At 39.6% G+C, this 18,843-nt stretch carries 21 protein-coding genes and 1 tRNA gene; 14 read left to right on the top strand and 8 right to left on the bottom strand.

The features are described 5' to 3' along the window. From ruvA to H6793_02475, 4 genes are read left to right on the top strand one after another with little or no spacing between them, the layout of a single operon-like run. Positions 1-576, top strand: coding sequence for a Holliday junction branch migration protein RuvA (ruvA, locus tag H6793_02460; protein USN95178.1), 576 nt, complete (start codon positions 1-3; stop codon positions 574-576). A 1-nt stretch (position 577) separates the two neighbouring features. After that, complete coding sequence (locus H6793_02465; GenBank protein ID USN95179.1) at positions 578-1,114, top strand: hypothetical protein; 537 nt, start codon at positions 578-580, stop codon at positions 1,112-1,114. 20 nt (positions 1,115-1,134) lie between these two features. Next, positions 1,135-2,163: a Holliday junction branch migration DNA helicase RuvB gene (gene ruvB, locus H6793_02470; protein USN95180.1), complete on the top strand. Its 1,029-nt coding sequence runs from the start codon at positions 1,135-1,137 to the stop codon at positions 2,161-2,163. Between the two features lie 9 nt (positions 2,164-2,172). Continuing rightward, positions 2,173-2,772 carry a PH domain-containing protein gene (locus H6793_02475; protein USN95181.1) on the top strand — a complete coding sequence of 200 codons (600 nt, stop codon included), beginning with the start codon at positions 2,173-2,175 and terminating at the stop codon, positions 2,770-2,772. 3 nt (positions 2,773-2,775) lie between these two features. On the opposite strand, the gene H6793_02480 is transcribed toward H6793_02475, so the two are convergent. From H6793_02480 to H6793_02510, 7 genes are all read right to left on the bottom strand, one after another. Beyond that, complete coding sequence (locus tag H6793_02480; protein USN95182.1) at positions 2,776-3,075, bottom strand: hypothetical protein; 300 nt, start codon at positions 3,073-3,075, stop codon at positions 2,776-2,778. Then, on the bottom strand, positions 3,072-3,704 hold the full coding sequence (locus H6793_02485; GenBank protein ID USN95183.1) for a hypothetical protein: 633 nt from the start codon (positions 3,702-3,704) through the stop codon (positions 3,072-3,074). The genes H6793_02480 and H6793_02485 overlap by 4 nt, the downstream gene beginning before the upstream one ends. Continuing rightward, positions 3,701-4,297: a hypothetical protein gene (locus H6793_02490; GenBank protein USN95184.1), complete on the bottom strand. Its 597-nt coding sequence runs from the start codon at positions 4,295-4,297 to the stop codon at positions 3,701-3,703. Before H6793_02490 ends, H6793_02485 begins: the two co-directional genes overlap by 4 nt. Continuing rightward, positions 4,294-5,382, bottom strand: coding sequence for a type IV pilus assembly protein PilM (gene pilM / locus H6793_02495; protein USN95185.1), 1,089 nt, complete (start codon positions 5,380-5,382; stop codon positions 4,294-4,296). Before pilM ends, H6793_02490 begins: the two co-directional genes overlap by 4 nt. 101 nt (positions 5,383-5,483) lie before the next feature. Continuing rightward, positions 5,484-5,945: a prepilin-type N-terminal cleavage/methylation domain-containing protein gene (locus H6793_02500; GenBank protein ID USN95969.1), complete on the bottom strand. Its 462-nt coding sequence runs from the start codon at positions 5,943-5,945 to the stop codon at positions 5,484-5,486. 127 nt (positions 5,946-6,072) lie between these two features. Continuing rightward, positions 6,073-7,287, bottom strand: a complete 1,215-nt coding sequence (locus H6793_02505; protein USN95186.1) for a type II secretion system F family protein — start codon at positions 7,285-7,287, stop codon at positions 6,073-6,075. Between the two features lie 8 nt (positions 7,288-7,295). Beyond that, entirely contained in the window at positions 7,296-9,110 is a 1,815-nt protein-coding gene (locus H6793_02510) for a type II/IV secretion system protein (protein USN95187.1), read from the bottom strand. 146 nt (positions 9,111-9,256) lie between these two features. On the opposite strand from H6793_02510, the gene recA reads away from it, so the two are divergent. Genes recA through H6793_02525 form a run of 3 tightly spaced genes read left to right on the top strand, consistent with a single transcriptional unit; the run spans position 9,257 to position 11,472 of the window. Next, entirely contained in the window at positions 9,257-10,288 is a 1,032-nt protein-coding gene (gene recA, locus H6793_02515; GenBank protein USN95188.1) for a recombinase RecA, read from the top strand. A gap of 3 nt (positions 10,289-10,291) precedes the next feature. Continuing rightward, on the top strand, positions 10,292-10,873 hold the full coding sequence (locus tag H6793_02520; GenBank protein USN95189.1) for an alpha/beta hydrolase: 582 nt from the start codon (positions 10,292-10,294) through the stop codon (positions 10,871-10,873). After that, positions 10,870-11,472, top strand: a complete 603-nt coding sequence (locus H6793_02525) for a RecX family transcriptional regulator (GenBank protein ID USN95190.1) — start codon at positions 10,870-10,872, stop codon at positions 11,470-11,472. The genes H6793_02520 and H6793_02525 overlap by 4 nt, the downstream gene beginning before the upstream one ends. Positions 11,473-11,480: 8 nt before the next feature. Here the strand turns inward: H6793_02525 and H6793_02530 are convergent, their stop codons facing one another. Further along, positions 11,481-11,990, bottom strand: a complete 510-nt coding sequence (locus H6793_02530) for a hypothetical protein (protein ID USN95191.1) — start codon at positions 11,988-11,990, stop codon at positions 11,481-11,483. An 81-nt stretch (positions 11,991-12,071) separates the two neighbouring features. On the opposite strand from H6793_02530, the gene tsaE reads away from it, so the two are divergent. From tsaE to H6793_02565, 7 genes are all read left to right on the top strand, one after another. Further along, complete coding sequence (gene tsaE / locus H6793_02535) at positions 12,072-12,533, top strand: tRNA (adenosine(37)-N6)-threonylcarbamoyltransferase complex ATPase subunit type 1 TsaE (GenBank protein ID USN95192.1); 462 nt, start codon at positions 12,072-12,074, stop codon at positions 12,531-12,533. A 52-nt stretch (positions 12,534-12,585) separates the two neighbouring features. Further along, complete coding sequence (locus H6793_02540) at positions 12,586-13,746, top strand: hypothetical protein (protein ID USN95193.1); 1,161 nt, start codon at positions 12,586-12,588, stop codon at positions 13,744-13,746. A gap of 5 nt (positions 13,747-13,751) precedes the next feature. Further along, positions 13,752-14,144: a tRNA (adenosine(37)-N6)-threonylcarbamoyltransferase complex dimerization subunit type 1 TsaB gene (gene tsaB, locus H6793_02545; GenBank protein USN95194.1), complete on the top strand. Its 393-nt coding sequence runs from the start codon at positions 13,752-13,754 to the stop codon at positions 14,142-14,144. A 105-nt stretch (positions 14,145-14,249) separates the two neighbouring features. Further along, a complete protein-coding gene (locus H6793_02550; GenBank protein ID USN95195.1) occupies positions 14,250-15,944 on the top strand; it encodes a hypothetical protein in 1,695 nt (564 codons plus the stop codon). A 37-nt stretch (positions 15,945-15,981) separates the two neighbouring features. Next, entirely contained in the window at positions 15,982-17,043 is a 1,062-nt protein-coding gene (locus H6793_02555) for a class F sortase (protein USN95196.1), read from the top strand. Between the two features lie 152 nt (positions 17,044-17,195). Further along, positions 17,196-18,710, top strand: coding sequence for a ribonuclease Y (gene rny / locus H6793_02560; protein USN95197.1), 1,515 nt, complete (start codon positions 17,196-17,198; stop codon positions 18,708-18,710). 43 nt (positions 18,711-18,753) lie between these two features. Then, positions 18,754-18,830, top strand: a tRNA-Pro gene (locus tag H6793_02565). The last annotated feature ends 13 nt before the right edge of the window (positions 18,831-18,843 follow it).

Here is an 18,843-nt window from a genome sequence, read left to right on the forward strand (position 1 = left end):
ATGATAGCAACGCTAAGCGGAGTAGTAAGTGAGAAGTTTGAAGAATCTATTGTTCTTGATGTTCATGGGGTTGGCTATGGTCTGATAGTTTCGGCTTCTGATTTTGGCAGAACAAATCTTGGGCAGTCAGAGAAATTTCATGTGTATGAGCATATTCGTGAAGTCTCACACGACTTATACGGGTTTTCCAATCTAGAATCAAAAAAGTTATTTGAACAGTTACTTGGTGTTAAGGGTATTGGCCCAAAAGTAGCTATGGCAGTACTAAACGCTGGCAACAACAGTGAGTTAAAGGCGAATATTGCTAACGGCGATGTGAAATACTTACAAACTGCAAAAGGCGTAGGTAAACGAGCGGCAGAGCAAATCATCGTTGAATTGCGCGACAAAGTTGGTGAAGTAGTTGGAGAGGGTGCTGAGGCTGTAATAGCAAGAGCGGGGGTGAATGTGCAAGATGAGGCTCTGCAGGCTTTAGTTGCGCTCGGGTACTCTGAAGCTGATGCTCAAATAGCTTTACATAATGTAGATTCCAGCTTGCCTACCGAAGATAGAATAAAGAAGGTCTTGAAGGGGTGATATGAAACTTGTGGATATAGAGAAAGATTTAGATGTATACGGTGAATCGATGAAGCGGTACATGGATGCTTTTCAGTTGCCTAAGTCCTGGTTTCGAAACCCGGATCACTTTGCTATAAAGTGCGCAGACGAACTTGATTATCTTGAGACGTGTCAATCATTAGAAAAAGAGGTCTCAAAGGAAGGCCTTTGGGAGATATCATTGGATGATAGGTTGCTTGCCTCAGCGAAACTTGGAGGTAAAGTTGCTCTGGGTGGTTTTAATTTTGAGTGGATTGAAATAATGCAACCAAGGCCAGGCAAGGAGACCAAAGAAGGTTTTGTTGAACATACTGAATTCTTTTTCCCTGATCTATATGAAGTGTTGCGTGTACTTGAACAGTGTGGAGCAGATGCAACACTACAAAAAAATCCGGGTCACGAATGGGTGAATTTAGTCATTGATGATTTTGGTAGAGAGATAAAATTTAACGATAAGCCACTTGCTGACGTAGTAGCAGCTGAGCGGTCGGAGGGCGTGTTACGTAGAATATCGTAGTCGCGAGATAATGGTTTGACATGGCAATTGAGCGGATAGTAAATACAAGTAATAACGAAACTCCAGAGGAGCAAGAGCTGGAAGTTACCTTGCGTCCCCAAGATTTTGCAAACTACATTGGCCAAGAGAGAATTAAACAAAATCTGCAACTAGCAATTACCGCCTCCAAAAAGCGTGGTGAGCCGATTGACCATGTTTTATTATATGGCCCACCTGGACTTGGCAAGACCACGTTAGCTACAGTTATAGCTAACGAAATGGGCGCACAAATCAGAATAACTAGTGGCCCGGCAATCGAAAGAGCCGGAGATTTAGCCAGTTTATTAACGAACTTACATGACGGCGATATTTTATTCATTGATGAAATTCATCGCTTAAACCGTAGTGTTGAAGAAGTTCTTTACAGCGCAATGGAGGATTTTAAGCTGGATATAATGCTAGGAAAGGGTCCGAGTGCAAAAAGCTTACGCCTGGACTTGCCAAGATTTACAATAATTGGCGCGACAACTCGTACTGGTAGTCTGGCGGCTCCGTTAAGGGATAGATTTGGTATGATTCATCGGCTAGAATTTTATACTCCAGAAGAAATTGCTCGAATTATTAAGCGTGCTTCTCGGATATTAAATGTAAAAATAGATAATGAGGCCGCCGATAAGCTTGCAATCAGAGCTCGTTTAACTCCTAGAATTGCTAATAGGTTATTAAAGAGAGTACGTGACTACGCAGACGTTAATGGGGACGGTATTATCGACAATAATATTAGCGACAATGCTCTATTATTATTAGAAGTTGACGAACTCGGCCTAGATCCGGCAGACAGGCGCATGCTTGAAGCGATCATCGAAAGTTATGACGGTGGCCCAGTTGGTGTTGACACGATTGCTGCTTTGATTGCCGAGGAACGAAGTACTATTGAAGATTTTCATGAGCCATATTTGATGCAGATTGGCTTGATAGAGCGAACTCCTCGTGGCAGAAGAGTTACATCCAAGGCGTATAAACACCTTGGTCGGCACAAAAACAACGACTCTCAATCTTCTCTGTTATAATATTAGACGATGGATGTTAATGAATTGCGAGCAGAGGATAAGTTAAAATTATCACGTACCGGTAAAAAATACTTTAATCTAATAGAATTTGATAACGAAGAGCGTTTAATATGTGAGATTCGTAAACATCCAATCGGTCAATTCTTTATCTACTTAACTGGTTGCGTAATTGCTTTTGCTGTTTCTGTGGTGCTAGGTTTTGTTGGGTTCTCTGGAACACTAGAGGACTCTGGCATTGCATCCTCTAGCCTGGGGTCAGTTGTTACTGTTATAGGTTTTGTGTTTGTGTTGTTAATTATTGGCGCAATGCTAATCCAGGCAATACTATACACAAACAATGTCATTTATGTTACTTCTGAAAAAATTGCCCAAATTCTGTATATTAACCTATTTAATCGCAAGATATCCCAGTTGAGTATCGGAGACGTCCAGGATGTAACGGTTACTCAAAAAGGTGTTCTAGCTCATTTATTTAACTACGGAACTTTAGTGATTGAGACTGCAGGCGAACAACAAAATTATTTATTCACCTATATTCCAGACCCATATAAGCATTCAAAACTTATTGTGGGAGCTCACGAAAAAAACCTAGTTCAGTACGGGAACTAATTTCTATTCTTGAAATGGGTTGTCTCTGTATTGCTCGAACAGGGCTCTAATTTCTAGATTTACTGCTTGAAGTTGTTTAATCTGTTTTACTGCTGATTCATCAATGTTAATTGGTTTATTTTCGCTTGATTTTTCAGCAATTGCTGATTCACTAGGCTCTTTATTGGCGAGAAGTCTGATATTGAATGTTAGGTAGGCAATAATGATGAGACCGGAAACAACAAACAAAAATACAGCATTCTTTTTTATAAATCGTGCTAATTTTTCTATACGAGGTCTTATGGTTGAGGTATTTAAATTCATGGCTTTAAGAACATATTTAGTTTTAACGCAAAAATTAGTTGGGGATTCTTACTAGAAGATGATTTAGGTTCAATCCTAATACTGGTTACTTGTGATGTGCGACGATTCTTTTCGAGCTTGGCAAGAAAATCAATAAATTGGTAGTAGTTAACTGGCCCATTTGGCGTAATGGTTGCCTCTAAGCTGTATATACCATTCAGGCCTTTTACAGGAACAGCCTGGCTTATAGGATTGGGCGCTGGAGTTGATCCTTCTTGAGTGGATTCTTTAGACGTTGACTTTTGTGCTGGGGCGCCAAGGTTCGAGGCCGGGAAGGTAATTGATTTTATTTGGATTCCGCTTTCTTGAGCTAAGGCGAGTATTTCTCGTGTAGCACGAGCCTGGTCTTTATCTCTTGGAACAATAGCCTGAGTCAATTCTTCTAGATTCTTGTATTTTTGGATATTTTGTTTTGCTTTAGCTAAGGATAACTCCTGGTTCTCTAACACTTTATTTGATATTTTCTGATCAACCAAGTATTGAGATTGACGCGACAATAGTTTATTACCCATATATATAGCAGAAACTACGCCAAGGATTGATAATACTAACAAACCAATTATTAGTTGAAATGCTTTCTTGGAGGTCATTGGTTGCTACCTGCGGATTTATTGTTTACAAATAGGAATGGATTGTCTTTTGTGAATAAAGCTCTGAAAGTAGCCCTGCAGGGGTAGGTTGGATTACTTTCTCCGCAACTTATCGATACAATGTCTACTTTATCAAATAATTTGTTGTTTGGATCCATTAGGTTAACCTGGATTTGTGTGGCTGATTCTTGGTCTTTGGTTTCTGCTGAAAGATCAATGCCTCCTTCAACCTTACTAATTTCTATATTCGAAAGTACTGTATTTTCTGGCATTACCGAGCCCACCTGTTTGATTAATTCCGAAAACAGCACTTGTTTTGATAATACCTGAACAATAAGTTTTAGGCTTCCGGAAATATTCTCTACAGTCTTGAGCGTACCCTCAAGGTCATTATTTTTTAAATCTTGCGTGATACTGGCATTGATTTCTTGGTATCGTTTTGTTTCAGACTTTAAATAGGTAAACCCTATGAGCTGTGTCAACAAAACAGCCATCAGAATAATAAGAGTTCCACCAACCCATCTGAGTAGTTTTGAGCTACGCCTTGCATAACGTAAAGATTCTTTGTAGTCATCCGGACTAAGGTTAATCATGCGAACGGCTCCTTGGGATCCATTAATGCTAGGCCTGCTGAAGTGATGTAGATATTTTCTTCTCCAGGCTTCGGCAGATTAATAGATTCAAAAGTGATAGTATTCCATGGATCATATGTTCTTACTGGCAACCGGAGGGTGTTGGTAAAATAATCACTCAATCCGGGAATATTAGCTCCACCACCAAGTAAAACTACTTGACCTATGGTTTTGTTGCCATTATTTATTCGCTCTTCGTAATATCGTACCATTCTTTTTATCTCTCTCGTAATCTCGTCGGTTAATGGTTTAAGAGCGTCAATTATTTCAGCTTGCTTTTTACTAAAGTTTAATCCATAGCGTGATTTGATGGTTTGAGCTTCCTGATTTGTGACGTCCAAGGCGTTTCTTATGGCATCAGTGTAATGGTCGCCACCTCCTGTTGTTGTTCCTGTAACTACTAAATCATTGTCGTAAATTGTTACGTCCGTGGATATGGCGCCAAAATCTATCAATACCGTAGGAACCTTATGTTGATCAGTAAAGCCGAATAGCCTATTAGATGCACTGGTTGTTGGCTCCATTGCCACTACCTCAAGTCCAAGAATTCTTGCAAGGTTCATGTATGAGTCGACGAGTTTTCGTTGCGTCGCTACTGTTAGAACACGATTTTGATCTTTCTGTGTACCTAGTATGGAGTAGTCTAAATACAAATCAGAAGATGATGAGGGTAGGTATTGCTGAATTTCAGTATTAACTGCATCAGGTATGTCTTTTTCGGCTATATTGCTAGGTAGATTAATAATTCTTGAGAATGTATACGATGCTGGTATAGACATGATTACTCTTTTTGTATCAATAGTGCCTGTGAGTGAAGAGGAAAACATATTGTGCATACTTGAAGCGATTGATTCATAGTTATCTATGACACCATTGACAATACTTGATTCTTCAAAATTTGCCACACCATACCCTTTAACATGGAATTGATTGTGATTTGTCGATAACTGCATTACTTTTATGCTACTGAAGCCAATATCCATACCAAATACGGGTTTATCGTTATATAAATATATAGTTTCACTCATTATTTTAATCTTAAGCATTAACAGTTTGTATTATATCAATATTAATACATTATTGATATTAATCTTCAAATATTCAAAACCCCCCTCATATGAGGGGGGTTTATCGAGTACATAACCAACTAATTATTTAGGCTAGTTTTAGAGTAGGTACCACTTCCGTCAATTGTGCCTTCTAATGTTGCAGTTAATGTATATGCTGTACATTCACCATTAGCTCCGTTGTCGCATCCAGCAGGTGTAACAGCGTATGAATATGAGTTAGCTGTAGCAGTCGCAACAAGCGTTTGTGCCGAGCCTTTAGGGTCTTGTAGGGCATCGGCATCAAGCCCCTTCATATTCGCTCCTCTAAATGTAGAATCATTCACATTAGCTAACGTAGGATAGTGTCCATTCTGAGCATAGTATGCCTCTAGCTGGCCATGGATTGCTTTAATATCCGTTTGTCGTTCAGTGTCACGACCTTTTTGTTGAATACCGCTATATGTTGTTATAACTAATGCCGCCAAAATTCCAATAACGACAATAACGATTAAGAGCTCCACGATAGTGAAACCACGTTGTTTTTTATTTAGTGAAGTCATAGGGACCCACCCTCCTTCTTATTTATTGTTTTAATGTAACGAGACGTATTCGTCAAGTTGGCCATAATTATAAGCACAATAGTAATACAATGCAAGCACATTTAACTTCTTTAAAATAAAAAAGATCTTAATTGCCAATATTTTTACTAAGTGAAGCAATTGGACCCATAACACTAGCGGCTATTAACCCAACGACACTTCCTAGTACAATTATCATTATCGGCTCAATTATTGAACTTAATCCATCAATAGTAGTTGCTACTTCCTCTTCATAAAAGTCAGCAACTTTCACCAGTATAGTGTCAATTTGTCCAGTTTCTTCACCGACGGCCAGCATTTGAGAAACTATTGGTGGAAAATGTGTATTTTTAGTCAGGCTTTCTGATAGTTGTTTACCGTTTTTTACTTCCTTAGAGGCTTCCTCAAGTTCTCTTTGAAAGACTTTATTGCCGATTGCAGCACCCGTAACTTCAAGGGCATCTAAAACACCAACTCCTGCAGACATTAATGATGCAAAAGTTCTTGCGAAACGTGCTATTGCAACCTTAATAATTATTGTATTTATAATTGGTAGCCTGAGGAGTAAAGCATGAAATTTATACTTACCTTTTGGTGTTTTGATATAGCGTCTTACAATTATTACACATATAATTGAAACTATAATTATTAGTGGTGCCTGGGTTCGCACAAAGTCGCTTATCGATAACATTGCCCTAGTATAAATTGGGAGTTCAGCGTCTTCACCACCTAGATCGGTTAGTATTTTACTAATCTTTGGTATTATCAGGATCATTATTCCAAAGAACGATATCACTGTAACGACTAAGATCACAACAGGGTAGGTCATAGCGCTTTTTATCTTTTTTCGCATACTGGAATCGCGCTCTATTTGCGATGCCAGCCTTTTGAGTATGTCTTCAAGGATTCCTCCAGCTTCACCAGCACGAACCATGCTCACGTAAACCTCTGAGAATATATTTGGATATTTTGCGAAACCGTCAGATAAAGGAAGTCCTCCTTCAACATTCTTGCCGATGTCGCCTATTACATCCTTGAAGTATTTATTCGATGCCTGGGCTTGAAGTGTTGCCAAAGCACGCGATAATGGAACTCCAGCAGAAACCATGGTTGACAGTTGCCGAGTAAAAACCGCCAAATCTTTAAGGCCAACCTTTTGTCCAAGCTTAATATTGAAGCCATTCTTTGACTTTTTCTTTTTGACTATTATGGGATGCAAACTCTGTTTCTTTAGGCTATTAATAACTGCTTCTTTGCTATTTCCGGATACTGTTCCGGTTATAGTTTTGCCATCTTTAGTTGCGGTATATGTAAATTCTTCCATGGTTATACTTATGCCTCCCTAGTCACTCTTAGAATTTCCTCAATACTTGTTTGTCCGCGCAATGCTTTAATCAGTCCATCCATCTGCATTGTCAACATACCTTCTTTAATTGCTTGTGCCTCAATAACTTCACTTGTTGCGTTCCCGACTATTAGTTTTTGAATATCATTTGTATTTTCTAATACTTCATAAATTCCCATGCGTCCTTTATATCCGGTGTGACTACATACATCACACCCTCCATCATGAGCACGCCATAATTGTGTAACTTCAGATTCACTTGTTGACGGGCTACTCGTATCCCTGGCCTTCTTATTGTCTTGATCGGAAACTCCAATTCCCGAACTAATGGCTGACATCTCTAGTTGATGTATCCAGGCAAATTTTTCAGGGCTATCGATATGAAATGAATCTTTAAGTTGCCCTAGAGTCTTTTCGTCTGGCGAGTATTGTTCTTTACACTCAACACATAATCTCCTAATAAGCCTTTGGCCAACAACAGCCCTAATGGTAGATGCAATTAAGAACGGTTCAATCTCCATATCTAGAAGGCGAGGTAGTGAAGTCGCGGCATTGTTGGTGTGTAGGGTGGAGAATACCAGGTGTCCTGTAAGAGCAGCCTGAATTGCCAGATCGGCTGTTTCTCCGTCACGAATCTCTCCAACCATGATAATGTTAGGGTCTTGGCGAAGAAGCGCGCGTAGTCCATTGACAAATGTCATACCTGCTACTGGGTTTACTTGGGTTTGATTTGCGCCAATTACTCGATATTCAACTGGGTCTTCTACGGTTGATATGTTGACGGAAGGTTTATTCAAAATACTCAAAATGCTAAATAAACTTGTGGACTTACCTGACCCAGTTGGGCCTGTTACTAGAATCATTCCATAAGGCTGAACAATTGCATGGTTTATTGCCTCTAATGCCCCGTCCCAGTATCCTAAATCCTCAAGTCCAAGAGCTTTTGTCGATTCATCTAGAATACGCATTACGACCTTTTCGCCATCCATTACAGGCAGAGTTGATACACGTAGTGCATATAGTCTGCTACTAATTTGAATCTTAAATCTACCATCTTGAGGCGCACGTCTTTCATCGATTTTTAGGTTTGAAAGGATTTTTATGCGTGAAACTAACGAAGCCATGACTTTTTTTGGTAGTTTGTTGGCTTCTCTTAATACCCCATCCACACGGTATCTAACAGATACATAATCTTCCCTAGGTTCTATATGGATATCGCTTGCACCTGCTTTAATAGCATATTCAATGAGTAGATTTACTGTTTGAGCTATCGGGGAATCTTCAGCTATGTCTTCTACCTTAACTTTTTCAGATTCACTATCTTCGCTTGCTTCGCTATCAATAACTTTAGTTAGTTCATTGCTTATATTTCCTTGATATTGATCGAGTGCTGACTGAATATTATTTTTTGGCGCAATATGGATTTTTATATCAGAGCCGAGTTGTTTTTGTAATAAGTTAACAGCTTCGATATCATCAGGATCTTCCATGGCCACTAACTGGTTTCCTGCTTGATCTACTCCAAAAACTATAGCTTTATATTGTTTGGCGAGTCTTTCAGGTATTTGCTGAAGAACCTCAACAGGAATGTCTTTGGGATTGAAATCTGCAAATGGAACATCAATTTCTTTAGAATACAATTTTGTTAATTCGTTTTCAGATATTAAGTTGCTTTTTACTGCGAGATCTTGCAACGACTCATTACCATCTACTGATTGTTGACGCATAGTCGCCAGTTCATCGGTGGTTATTTGTGAAGATCGTTGGAGGAATTTCTCCATTAATTCGTCTGATATACGCATAATTAAATGTATTATAGCTAAGAAATCTAGCCATAACCAGGATTAACTAAAGTTTAGTATTTAAGGTTTTGGCAAAAATGTTCATAAACTATTAACTTGACCACTTTCTGTCAGGATAAAATGGTATACTATTAAAGCACCAAAAGGTGGAGAAGGGGAGTAAAGTGGTAGACAAGAAAGTTTCAAAAACGCAAGATGATGGAAAAACTCAGGCACTAAACCTAGCCTTAGATAACATAGAGAAACAATTTGGTAAGGGCTCAATTATGCGCTTGGGTGATGCTCATAAAGTTTCTATTGAATGTATCCCAACAGGAAGCTTGGCACTAGACTTAGCATTAGGTGGTGGCTTGCCAAAAGGTAGAATTATTGAGGTGTATGGCCCAGAAAGTTCCGGAAAAACAACCATTGCTTTGCATGCAATTGCAGAAATCCAGAAAACTGGTGGTACAGCAGCCTTTATTGACGCCGAACACGCTCTTGACCCAGCGTACGCCAAAAAATTAGGTGTTAATGTTGAAAGTCTCTTAATATCACAGCCAGATAACGGAGAACAAGCTCTAGAGATTACCGAAACACTTGTTCGATCTAATGCCGTTGACTTGGTGGTTGTTGATTCTGTCGCAGCCCTTGTGCCACGTGCAGAAATAGAAGGTGACATGGGCGATAGTCATATGGGATTGCAGGCTCGTTTGATGAGTCAGGCATTGCGTAAACTAACAGGTGTCATCAATCGATCAAAAACCACAGTTATATTTATCAACCAAATTCGTATGAAGATTGGTGTAATGTTTGGCAATCCAGAGACTACTACCGGTGGTAATGCACTTAAGTTTTATGCTTCTGTACGTATGGATATTCGTCGAGTTAGCCAAATCAAACAGGGCGATGAGATAATAGGCAATCATTGTCGAGTCAAAGTTGTTAAAAATAAAATCGCCCCACCTTTTAGGCAAGCAGAGTTTGATATCATGTACAATAAAGGAATTAGTAGATCAGGGGATGTTTTGGATTTAGCGGTAGATAAAGGAATTGTCGATAAATCTGGTGCTTGGTTTGCTTATGGTGGTAGCAAGATTGGGCAAGGACGTGAAGCCACCAAGAAGTATTTAGAAGACAATCCAAAGATTATGGAAGAAATTGCTAGTAAGGTGACTGAAGCCTCATCCCAGGAGTAGGCAATGAAAAAGGCAGTGTTGTTGCATGGAACTGATGGGAGTCCAAAAAAAATATGGTTTCCTTGGCTAAAACATCAACTAGAAGAAAATGGTTATGAGGTTTTTGCGCCAGAACTTCCGCAAAACCATACCCCAAACAAAATTGTTTATGATAAGTTTCTAAAAAATTCCGGTTGGGATTTCGCTAACAATATATTGGTTGGCCACTCCTCAGGGGCTACCACTGCATTGAACCTTTTGAGCTCTGATTGGTTTCCTAAGGTTAAGGCGACCGTGTTAGTTGGAGCATTTCTTAACGAGAGGCTACTTAAGTCTGTATCTCCGGACTGGTACGATAGCAGGCAGTTTGAGCGCTTGTTTAAAGACGAATACGACGCAGGTGTATTAAAGGTTAAGGGTGGCAAAATATATTTTGTTCACGGTAGTGACGATCCGTATTGTAGCATTGACGATGCTAAAGATCTCTGTAATCAAGTCGAGGGAACATTTATAACAATACCAAACGGGGGTCACCTATCGGCTTCATGGAACACAACTGAAGTACCTCAAATTATTGACCAGCTTAAGGTCGACAGTGTCTTATGAAAATAACAAGTATTAAACAGCAGGTTAAGCGAGCAGATCGTTACTCAATATATGTTGATGACAAATATTCATTTAGCTTGTCTGAACAGGAACTATTAAGTATCAAGATTAAAGTTGGTCAAGAAGTTACAAAATTAGAATTAAAAGAGCTATTAAACAAAGCAGAAGACGATAAAGCTTATATGAGGGTATTAGATTATCTGTCTAGACGACCAAGAAGTAGGTGGGAGGTGGGACAATACTTATTAAGAAAGGGTCATAACGACAACACAATCACAAAGATACTTAACAGGTTAAGTGAGAGGGGTTATATAGATGATAATAAGTTTGCCGAAAGTTGGGTACGTAGCCGTCGAGCACTCAAACCAATAAGTAAGCGCAAACTAAGGTATGAACTACAACAAAAACATATTTCAAAATCTATTGTTCAGACAGCTTTAGAACAAGACCATACAGATGAACAACTTGTTTTAAGTGATTTAATAGCAAGAAAACGCCAACAAACTAGATATCAAGATGAGCAAAAGCTAAAAGCATATTTAGTTCGTCAAGGATTTGGCTTTGATGATATTAACGTAGTTATTAGAGAGCATCAATAATAAAAATATTAGGCAACCGCTGGCATTGGGGATGTGTCTCGGGCTGTTGCTTCGCTGACCGTTATTTTTTTATGTGTGATTTCAATAATCTGTGAGCGATCTATCATTAGGGCTCCACCGGTAAAACTTTTTACTATTGATTGGCTGACGTGTAGCTTTTGAACAAAGAAATTGTCGGTATTTATTGCGTAATCTGATACTTTGCCTAATCTTCGTTTTTGATCAGTGATAATGTTCATGCCGAGCAAGATAAATTTGTGTTTAATGATTTCTTGTAATCGCACTAACTCATCAGGATTTGATAGTGAATTATGATCGTTTACTACCATCCCATCTTGTATTATTTCTCTAACGTCTTGTGATAAGAGGATTACATTATGTTTGGTGTAATGATCTTTGGCGTACCAGCCTTCTAGTTTAAGATTGAATGGATTTATAATTGCCTCTGTAACAACGCCAATTGGCGCTCCTATTTGAAGACTGAGAACTTGTTTGTTTAGTAAAGACTGTCCAAGCATTAACATCAACGATTATTATAAACCATTACAATAAAACAATTTTGTGGTTTGTTGGATATTTGCATACAATTGTAATTAATAATGAAACTAGAATTGGTATCAAACAATGAAGCGAGAACACGATTAATAGCTAGTCAGGTCGGGGCTAAATTAAAAGGCGGTGAATGCATTGAGTTAATTTCAGACATTGGTGGTGGCAAGACTACTTTTGTTAGGGGGTTAGTAAAGGGTGCTGGAAGCAAAAGCCACGTTTCTAGCCCGACATTTTCTATAAGTAAACTATATAAAACCAAGAGATTTAATATTGTACACTTTGATTTTTATAGACTTGAAGAAGTGGACTTGATTGAGTATGAAGTTGAAGAGTCTATTTTAGACGACACTACAGTTATTATTGTTGAATGGTCGGAAGCTATCAGACATGTCCTACCCGAGGACCGGTTGCAGTTAACTATTAAGCCTATAGATGAAAACAAGAGATTATTATCTTTTGTGGCTCCTGATAGGTTGGAATATCTAATTAATGATTGCTTAATGTCATAAAATGTATAGAATATAAGCATAACCAAGACAAACCAAAGAGCAGGAGATTTAGATGCAACCAGATAATCAAAATAGTCAGCCCATGAACCCTAATCCACCTACTCCTCCTTCGCCTCCTACTCCGCCAGTACCGCCAATTCCTCAAGCTCCTACACCTCCCCCTGGTTCCACTACATCAATAGGTTCTGCAAACAATTCTGCGCAACCTACAACTCAAAGCCCCATAGCCAGTGGCACGCCTAATACTATGCAATCTGCAAGCACGAACCAATTTCAGACTAATCCAACACCAAGAAAAAGCCACAAAGGCTTGATTATTGGCTTGATAATCGGAGCCATTTGCATTGTTATTATCCCAATAGTATTATTTTTCTTTTTTACAGTATTAAGCACCATGCAGATCTCATCTACTTCTAGTTCATTTATGACTGCCATGACTGCGGGAGATGTTGATAAGGCACTTTCTTACACTGACGGTAGCGCTGAAACTAAACAGTTTTTACAAAGTATGGCGCCTGGCATGAAGGCCACAAGCTTTAGTAAGGTTGATAGCACAAATAAATCTGGGAAACATTATTTTTTGTATACACTGCAAGGAGCAAATAATAAAATGGCTCGAACAGCGCTAGAAAAAGGCGACAAGGGTTGGCAAGTAATAGAGCTTGTTACGGGTAGTAACGTTGCCTTAGTGGGCGCAAGCAGTAACCAGACAGATACAACAGCTTCATCAGAACCAGCTACACAATCTAGCGGTAGTCAGTGCCTTGTTCAGGCAGATTTTGACAATTGGTACAAGGATATGTACGGCAAGACAGCTACAGAGTATGGGTTCCATTTTGAAGATCCAACCAGACCTTATACTGCAAATGTGCATTTTGAACCAGATTCATTAGACACTAGTTCGGATAATACTGGTGCGGTGGAAAACATGGCAAATTTAGCTAATGATCCATCGGTTAAGGGGAAATCATTTACCATAAAGCTTTATGGTGGAGTGGCAACATCACAGGCAGATAAAGATTTCGCGAATAAGCGAGCAGAAGTAGTTAAGAAGGAACTAATCGCCAAAGGAGTTCCTGCAGATAAAATTGCAATTGACCCTGCCACCTCTGCAACAGATTACGAAAGCAACCCTAACGAAGTATCTAAAAGAATGAACAGAGTGGTTGTTCTTACCTTTGATCCAACTTGTAGTGCCTCTGGGCAACGTTGATTAAGATGATTTTGACGATTCGCACAGATCGGCCCGTTGCAGAGGTTGGTCTGTTCTTTAAGGCAGGACAAGAACGTCAGTATGAGAAGTGGCAAGCACATAGAGAGCTTGCAGAAACTATACACCTTAAGATCAGTGCCCTTCTTAAAGCTGAGAACAAAAATTGGCAGGATATTACTGGTGTTGTTTGCTATAAAGGTCCTGGGAGTTTTACTGGGTTAAGAATAGGCGCTACGGTCGCCAATAGCCTAGCGTATAGCTTAGATATTCCAGTGGTTGGCACAACTGGTGATGATTGGATATCTAAAGGTATAAAACAACTGCCAAAAAATGCCGATGAACAAATAGTTGTACCTGAGTATGGAAGACCAGCAAGAATCACCGAGCCAAAGAAGTAACGTAGTGAATAACTCAACAGATTTGCGAAAAATGCTTGACAAACTAACAGCTTAAAAATAAGCTTAACTCATAGTACTTTAAACAATAAAAAAGGAGACAAAAACGTGAAAAAACACAAAATAGTAATTGGTATTGGATTATTTGTTGCAACCTTATTGGGTGCGCTAACAATAAGTCGTGGCAATGCATTTGCAGCCACTAAAACTTGGGATGGTGGTGGTGCAGATGATAAATTTAGCACCGGCACAAACTGGGATGGAGACACGGCACCAGCAAATGGCGACAGCCTTGCATTCCCTATGGATACAATTTTTAGTGGTGACTGTTCTGCAGATTTAACATTTAATAATGATTTAGACCCCAATTCTATAACTCTTTCAGGTATCTCGACTAGTGGCGCAAAGCCCAGCGGTTGCTATCATTACATTATCGTGACAGGAAATGATTTTAAATTATCTGGTGATTTTTCACCCCTAGAATCTTATCAGATAAATTTAGGGGTGGGTATAATTGCAGATGGTGACATTACTGTTAAAAACGCAATATTAAACTCTAATGAACCTGTACTTGATATTGGCAATCATACTGTAACTGTTATTGACGGTTATCTTAATAGCGTGTCTGGTACAGGTACTCTGATTTTGGACTCTATTCAAGAAGGATCTGGTGGAGGAGGTTGTTTGTCGGTTCCTTATTCTCACCCAGTTTCGAAGGATAGCCCAAGCTTTAGTGGTAACATAGTTGTTCAAGGGTATCAGCCTCTAATTGTTACATCTAGGGCCAACGATATCGCAAACAAGGCATCAAGCATTTCTTTTGTTGGAGGCAATAGTGGTTTATATCTAGTAACTGATAACGGGTCTGATATGACCTTCAGTAAAGACTTTACAATTAATGGCGGCTCTATTAATGTTATTCAAGCAAAAGGCGAAGATTGTATTACTCCTGCCGCAAATACAACTGTGAATTTGAGTGGTGTGGTTACGGTGGGAGCATCTACTAAGGTATCTTTAGATCATGCTAATCTAAAATTTAGTGGAGTATTAAATGGTAAAGATAATTTACAAGTACAACCTGGGGGTAGCGGAGCTGTAACCTATCCAGATGGATCCTCGGTGAATAGTGAGATGAGGGTTGTAACAATATCAAAGGAAGAAGATTGTCCCGATACTTATTATGCTCTAACAGCGAACAATAAAGTGCTTGTTAATTTTGATTGTAGCGAATCAATACTAGGTACGGTAGATAACCCCTTTCAAGTTAAAGGTATTCTTGGTGGTACAGGAAAAATAGGAGGATTTTTAAAGATCCTTGCTGGAGGAGCAATCGCTCCAGGACACAGTCCAGGAACATTAACGGTTGGCAATATTGAATGGGTCGAAGGCGGAATATACGAGTTTGAAATAGGCAAAGATGGTGGTGACCAAATTATTGCTAACGGAACAGTTACGCTTGGCAACGGAACATTGAAGGTCTTAAGGTTTGAAGATTATGTTCCAAAAGCAAATGATGTATATACAATTATTGCCAACGACGGATCTGATGCAGTAACTGGGACATTCAAAGACTTACCGGAAGGTGCAACCTTTACAAATAGCGATGGTGGCGTATATAAGATTAGCTACAAAGGTGGTGATGGCAATGACGTGACCATAACTGTCGTTACTGCACCAAAAGTTCCAAATACCGGATTCGCAATGCTAAAGAATAATCCATTGCTTACCCTGCTAGCAACTACCGGATCAGCATTAGCAATTGCATTCGTAGCTCGCAAGACTACAATCAAAAAACAAGCCTAGAATTTGCTTTTGTAAAAACTAAAAACTAAACAAAAAAATGCAACAAAAACAGAAGTTACAACTTAGCGCCCTTGAACTGTCTGATAGAATGCGAACATATCGCACCAGACAGCCTCATAGAGTTATTCCACGAAGCGGAGCTACTCACTTACGACGGCGAATAGGCATGGATGTATGGGAGCCCTCTAACATGGCGCTGGATACTTCTGAACATAAAGCGTTGCAAAGTACTCGCCCAGACACCACTACAAAACAAGTAAATACTACTGCAAATAGTTTCAAAAAACCAACACCATTACTTAACGATTCAAAGTTAAATGTTAAAGATAGTAATATCGCTCCCGAAGGTAGTAATCCTAAGGCGTTCGATTTCCAGGAATCCGCTAGTAAATGGAAGAAGTCTCAACAAAACAAGAAAACACTGTCCTTTAGAAGGCTCAAGTCGATATCACCAAATTATTTCATGTATGGCATGGCGGTAGTAGTGTTTATGGTTGGCATAACGGTCGCAATCAGATCGTTCATGCTCGACAACAAGATTGCCCAAACAGTTTCTGCTCAAGCTTCAAACTCTGAAGCAACTAGTGATGTTGATGAAAAAAAACCGTCTGATGATGATGTTCGTTCGTATTCTGTTGCCCCTGACTTGCCAAGAATAGTGGCAATTCCAAAGCTTGGCATTAATGGTAGAGTAAGGCAAATGTCTGTCGACAAGAACGGGTCTCTTGAGGCCCCAAGGAGTATCCATGATGCAGGATGGTACAATCAAAGTGCCAAGCCCGGAACTCCTGGTGGCGCTGTATTGCTTGACGGTCATGTGTCTGGGCCGACACAAAAAGGAGTGTTCTACAAGATAGAAACTCTAAATAAAGGCGATATTGTAACTATAGAGCGTGGCGACGGCAAGAAGATTGACTACAAAGTTGTCAAAGTAGAAATCAAGAAGGCAACAAATTTAGATATGACCGAAATGATTTTACCTATCACTAAAGGTACACATGGGCTCAACCTCATATCTTGCACTGGTAAATTTAATGCTTCTAACAAAACATTTGAAGATAGGGCTTTAGTTTTTACTGAAGTTAGTCGTATTTACTGACTTATTGGTGCAAATATGAATTTTGCAGTATAATCTTACGTAGGATATATTTTTGGGATAAATCCAACATTTTATTGATTTGATTTTGATAATCTTACTAAAGAAGTGATAGTGATTGTGGGGTTATCAAACACGAAAAGAAAGGAACTACGATGGAACCAATTACCATAGTTTTAGCTGTGGCTGGTCTTGCTGTTGGTTTTGGTGGTAATGTTTTGATTACTCGCCAAAAAGCAGGAAAAGCCGAAGAAAATGCCAAGAAAGAGGTTGATAAAGCAAAAAAAGAGGCTCGTAAAATAGTCCAAGACGCAAAAGATGATGCTCTTAAAATTGCTGATGATGCACGTAAAGAAGAACAACAGCGTCGCAAAGAATTTAAGGATATTGAGAAGCGTTTGCTTGATCGTGAAGACGCATTAGATAAAAAACTCGACCAACTAGATAAACGTAATGAGGCATTGCGTAAGAGTGAGGACGAAGTTGAAACCCTAAAAGACGAGATTCGAAAAATTCGAACCAAACAACAAGAAAAATTAGAGAAGGTTGCAAAGCTCTCTAAATCAGAAGCTACAGAAAAATTAATGCAGATGACAGAGCGCGATATCAAGAGCGACCTTACTGGACTTATTGCTAAATTGCAAACCGAAGCTCAAGAAATGGCTGAAGAAAAAGCAGGATATATTATTGTTTCAGCTATGGAGCGTATGGCCAGCGAGGTAACCGCCGAACGAACACTGACCAGCGTAAAACTTGACGATGAAGAGATGAAGGGGCGAATTATCGGGAAAGAAGGTCGCAATATTCAAGCCCTGCAACGCTCAACAGGTGTTGATATCATGGTTGATGACACACCCGGTTATATAGTGCTTTCAAGTTTTGATCCTGTGCGTCGTGAGGTTGCACGCCAGGCTGTCGAAATGTTGCTTAAGGATGGTCGCGTTCATCCAGGGCGAATTGAGGAAGTTGTTGAAAAAGCTCAGAAGAATGTACAAAAGGATGTTATTAGAGCAGGTGAAGACGCCGCCCGAGAAGTTGGAGTAATTGGGATACCTAAAGAAATTTTACAAATCTTAGGGGAGCTTAAATACCGTACATCATATGGCCAAAATGTCCTTAAGCACAGTACGGAGATGGCGCATATTGCAGGGATTATTGCCGAAGAAGTTGGCGCAGATGTTAGGATTGCTAAATATTCTGCATTGGTGCATGATATAGGTAAGGCCTTAACTCACAAGATAGAAGGAAAGCATCACCATATTAGTGGTGAGATATTGCGTAAGTACGGTGCTCCAGAAGAGGTAGCATTGGCTGCCGAGCAACATCATGATGATGTTGAGGCTACGACCGTAGAGGCCTTAATCGTACGAGTGGTTGATGCGATAAGCGCCGCCAGGCCGGGTGCTCGAAACATTAGCGCCGAGAACTTTGCAGAACGCATGAAGGAACTTGAAAACGTTGCAAATAGTTTTAGTGGTATAGAAAAATCATACGCCATTAGTGCTGGTCGAGAAGTTAGGGTGTTTGTTAAGCCTCAAAGTGTTGACGATCTGTCGGCAATTAAGTTGGCGCGAGATATTGCCACAAAAATCGAAAGCACCATGCAGTATCCGGGAACCATTAAAGTAAATGTGATTCGCGAAACTCGAGCCATTGAGTTTGCTAAATAGATATAGATTTTTACAGGGTAATAAAGTATAATTTCCCTGTTGCCGGGGTTTGGCGCAGTTGGCTAGCGCGCGCGGTTTGGGACCGCGAGGTCACAGGTTCGAGTCCTGTAACCCCGACCACATAGAATATTTT

The sequence above is a fragment of the Candidatus Nomurabacteria bacterium genome (assembly GCA_023898625.1).
In the GTDB taxonomy this organism is placed as follows: domain Bacteria; phylum Patescibacteriota; class Saccharimonadia; order Saccharimonadales; family JAGQNJ01; genus HK-STAS-PATE-36.

What these genes read in the sequence shown, in the direction of transcription:
- H6793_02480 (USN95182.1), bottom strand. Translation starts at nt 3,075, where the DNA reads ATGAATTTAAATACCTCAACCATAAGACCTCGTATAGAAAAATTAGCA.
- H6793_02525 (USN95190.1), top strand. Translation starts at nt 10,870, where the DNA reads ATGAAAATAACAAGTATTAAACAGCAGGTTAAGCGAGCAGATCGTTAC.
- tsaB (USN95194.1), top strand. Translation starts at nt 13,752, where the DNA reads ATGATTTTGACGATTCGCACAGATCGGCCCGTTGCAGAGGTTGGTCTG.
- H6793_02510 (USN95187.1), bottom strand. Translation starts at nt 9,110, where the DNA reads ATGCGTATATCAGACGAATTAATGGAGAAATTCCTCCAACGATCTTCA.
- H6793_02505 (USN95186.1), bottom strand. Translation starts at nt 7,287, where the DNA reads ATGGAAGAATTTACATATACCGCAACTAAAGATGGCAAAACTATAACC.
- H6793_02540 (USN95193.1), top strand. Translation starts at nt 12,586, where the DNA reads ATGCAACCAGATAATCAAAATAGTCAGCCCATGAACCCTAATCCACCT.
- H6793_02485 (USN95183.1), bottom strand. Translation starts at nt 3,704, where the DNA reads ATGACCTCCAAGAAAGCATTTCAACTAATAATTGGTTTGTTAGTATTA.
- ruvB (USN95180.1), top strand. Translation starts at nt 1,135, where the DNA reads ATGGCAATTGAGCGGATAGTAAATACAAGTAATAACGAAACTCCAGAG.
- H6793_02520 (USN95189.1), top strand. Translation starts at nt 10,292, where the DNA reads ATGAAAAAGGCAGTGTTGTTGCATGGAACTGATGGGAGTCCAAAAAAA.
- H6793_02475 (USN95181.1), top strand. Translation starts at nt 2,173, where the DNA reads ATGGATGTTAATGAATTGCGAGCAGAGGATAAGTTAAAATTATCACGT.
- ruvA (USN95178.1), top strand. Translation starts at nt 1, where the DNA reads ATGATAGCAACGCTAAGCGGAGTAGTAAGTGAGAAGTTTGAAGAATCT.
- H6793_02490 (USN95184.1), bottom strand. Translation starts at nt 4,297, where the DNA reads ATGATTAACCTTAGTCCGGATGACTACAAAGAATCTTTACGTTATGCA.
- H6793_02500 (USN95969.1), bottom strand. Translation starts at nt 5,945, where the DNA reads ATGACTTCACTAAATAAAAAACAACGTGGTTTCACTATCGTGGAGCTC.
- rny (USN95197.1), top strand. Translation starts at nt 17,196, where the DNA reads ATGGAACCAATTACCATAGTTTTAGCTGTGGCTGGTCTTGCTGTTGGT.
- pilM (USN95185.1), bottom strand. Translation starts at nt 5,382, where the DNA reads ATGCTTAAGATTAAAATAATGAGTGAAACTATATATTTATATAACGAT.
- H6793_02530 (USN95191.1), bottom strand. Translation starts at nt 11,990, where the DNA reads ATGCTTGGACAGTCTTTACTAAACAAACAAGTTCTCAGTCTTCAAATA.
- H6793_02465 (USN95179.1), top strand. Translation starts at nt 578, where the DNA reads ATGAAACTTGTGGATATAGAGAAAGATTTAGATGTATACGGTGAATCG.
- H6793_02555 (USN95196.1), top strand. Translation starts at nt 15,982, where the DNA reads ATGCAACAAAAACAGAAGTTACAACTTAGCGCCCTTGAACTGTCTGAT.
- tsaE (USN95192.1), top strand. Translation starts at nt 12,072, where the DNA reads ATGAAACTAGAATTGGTATCAAACAATGAAGCGAGAACACGATTAATA.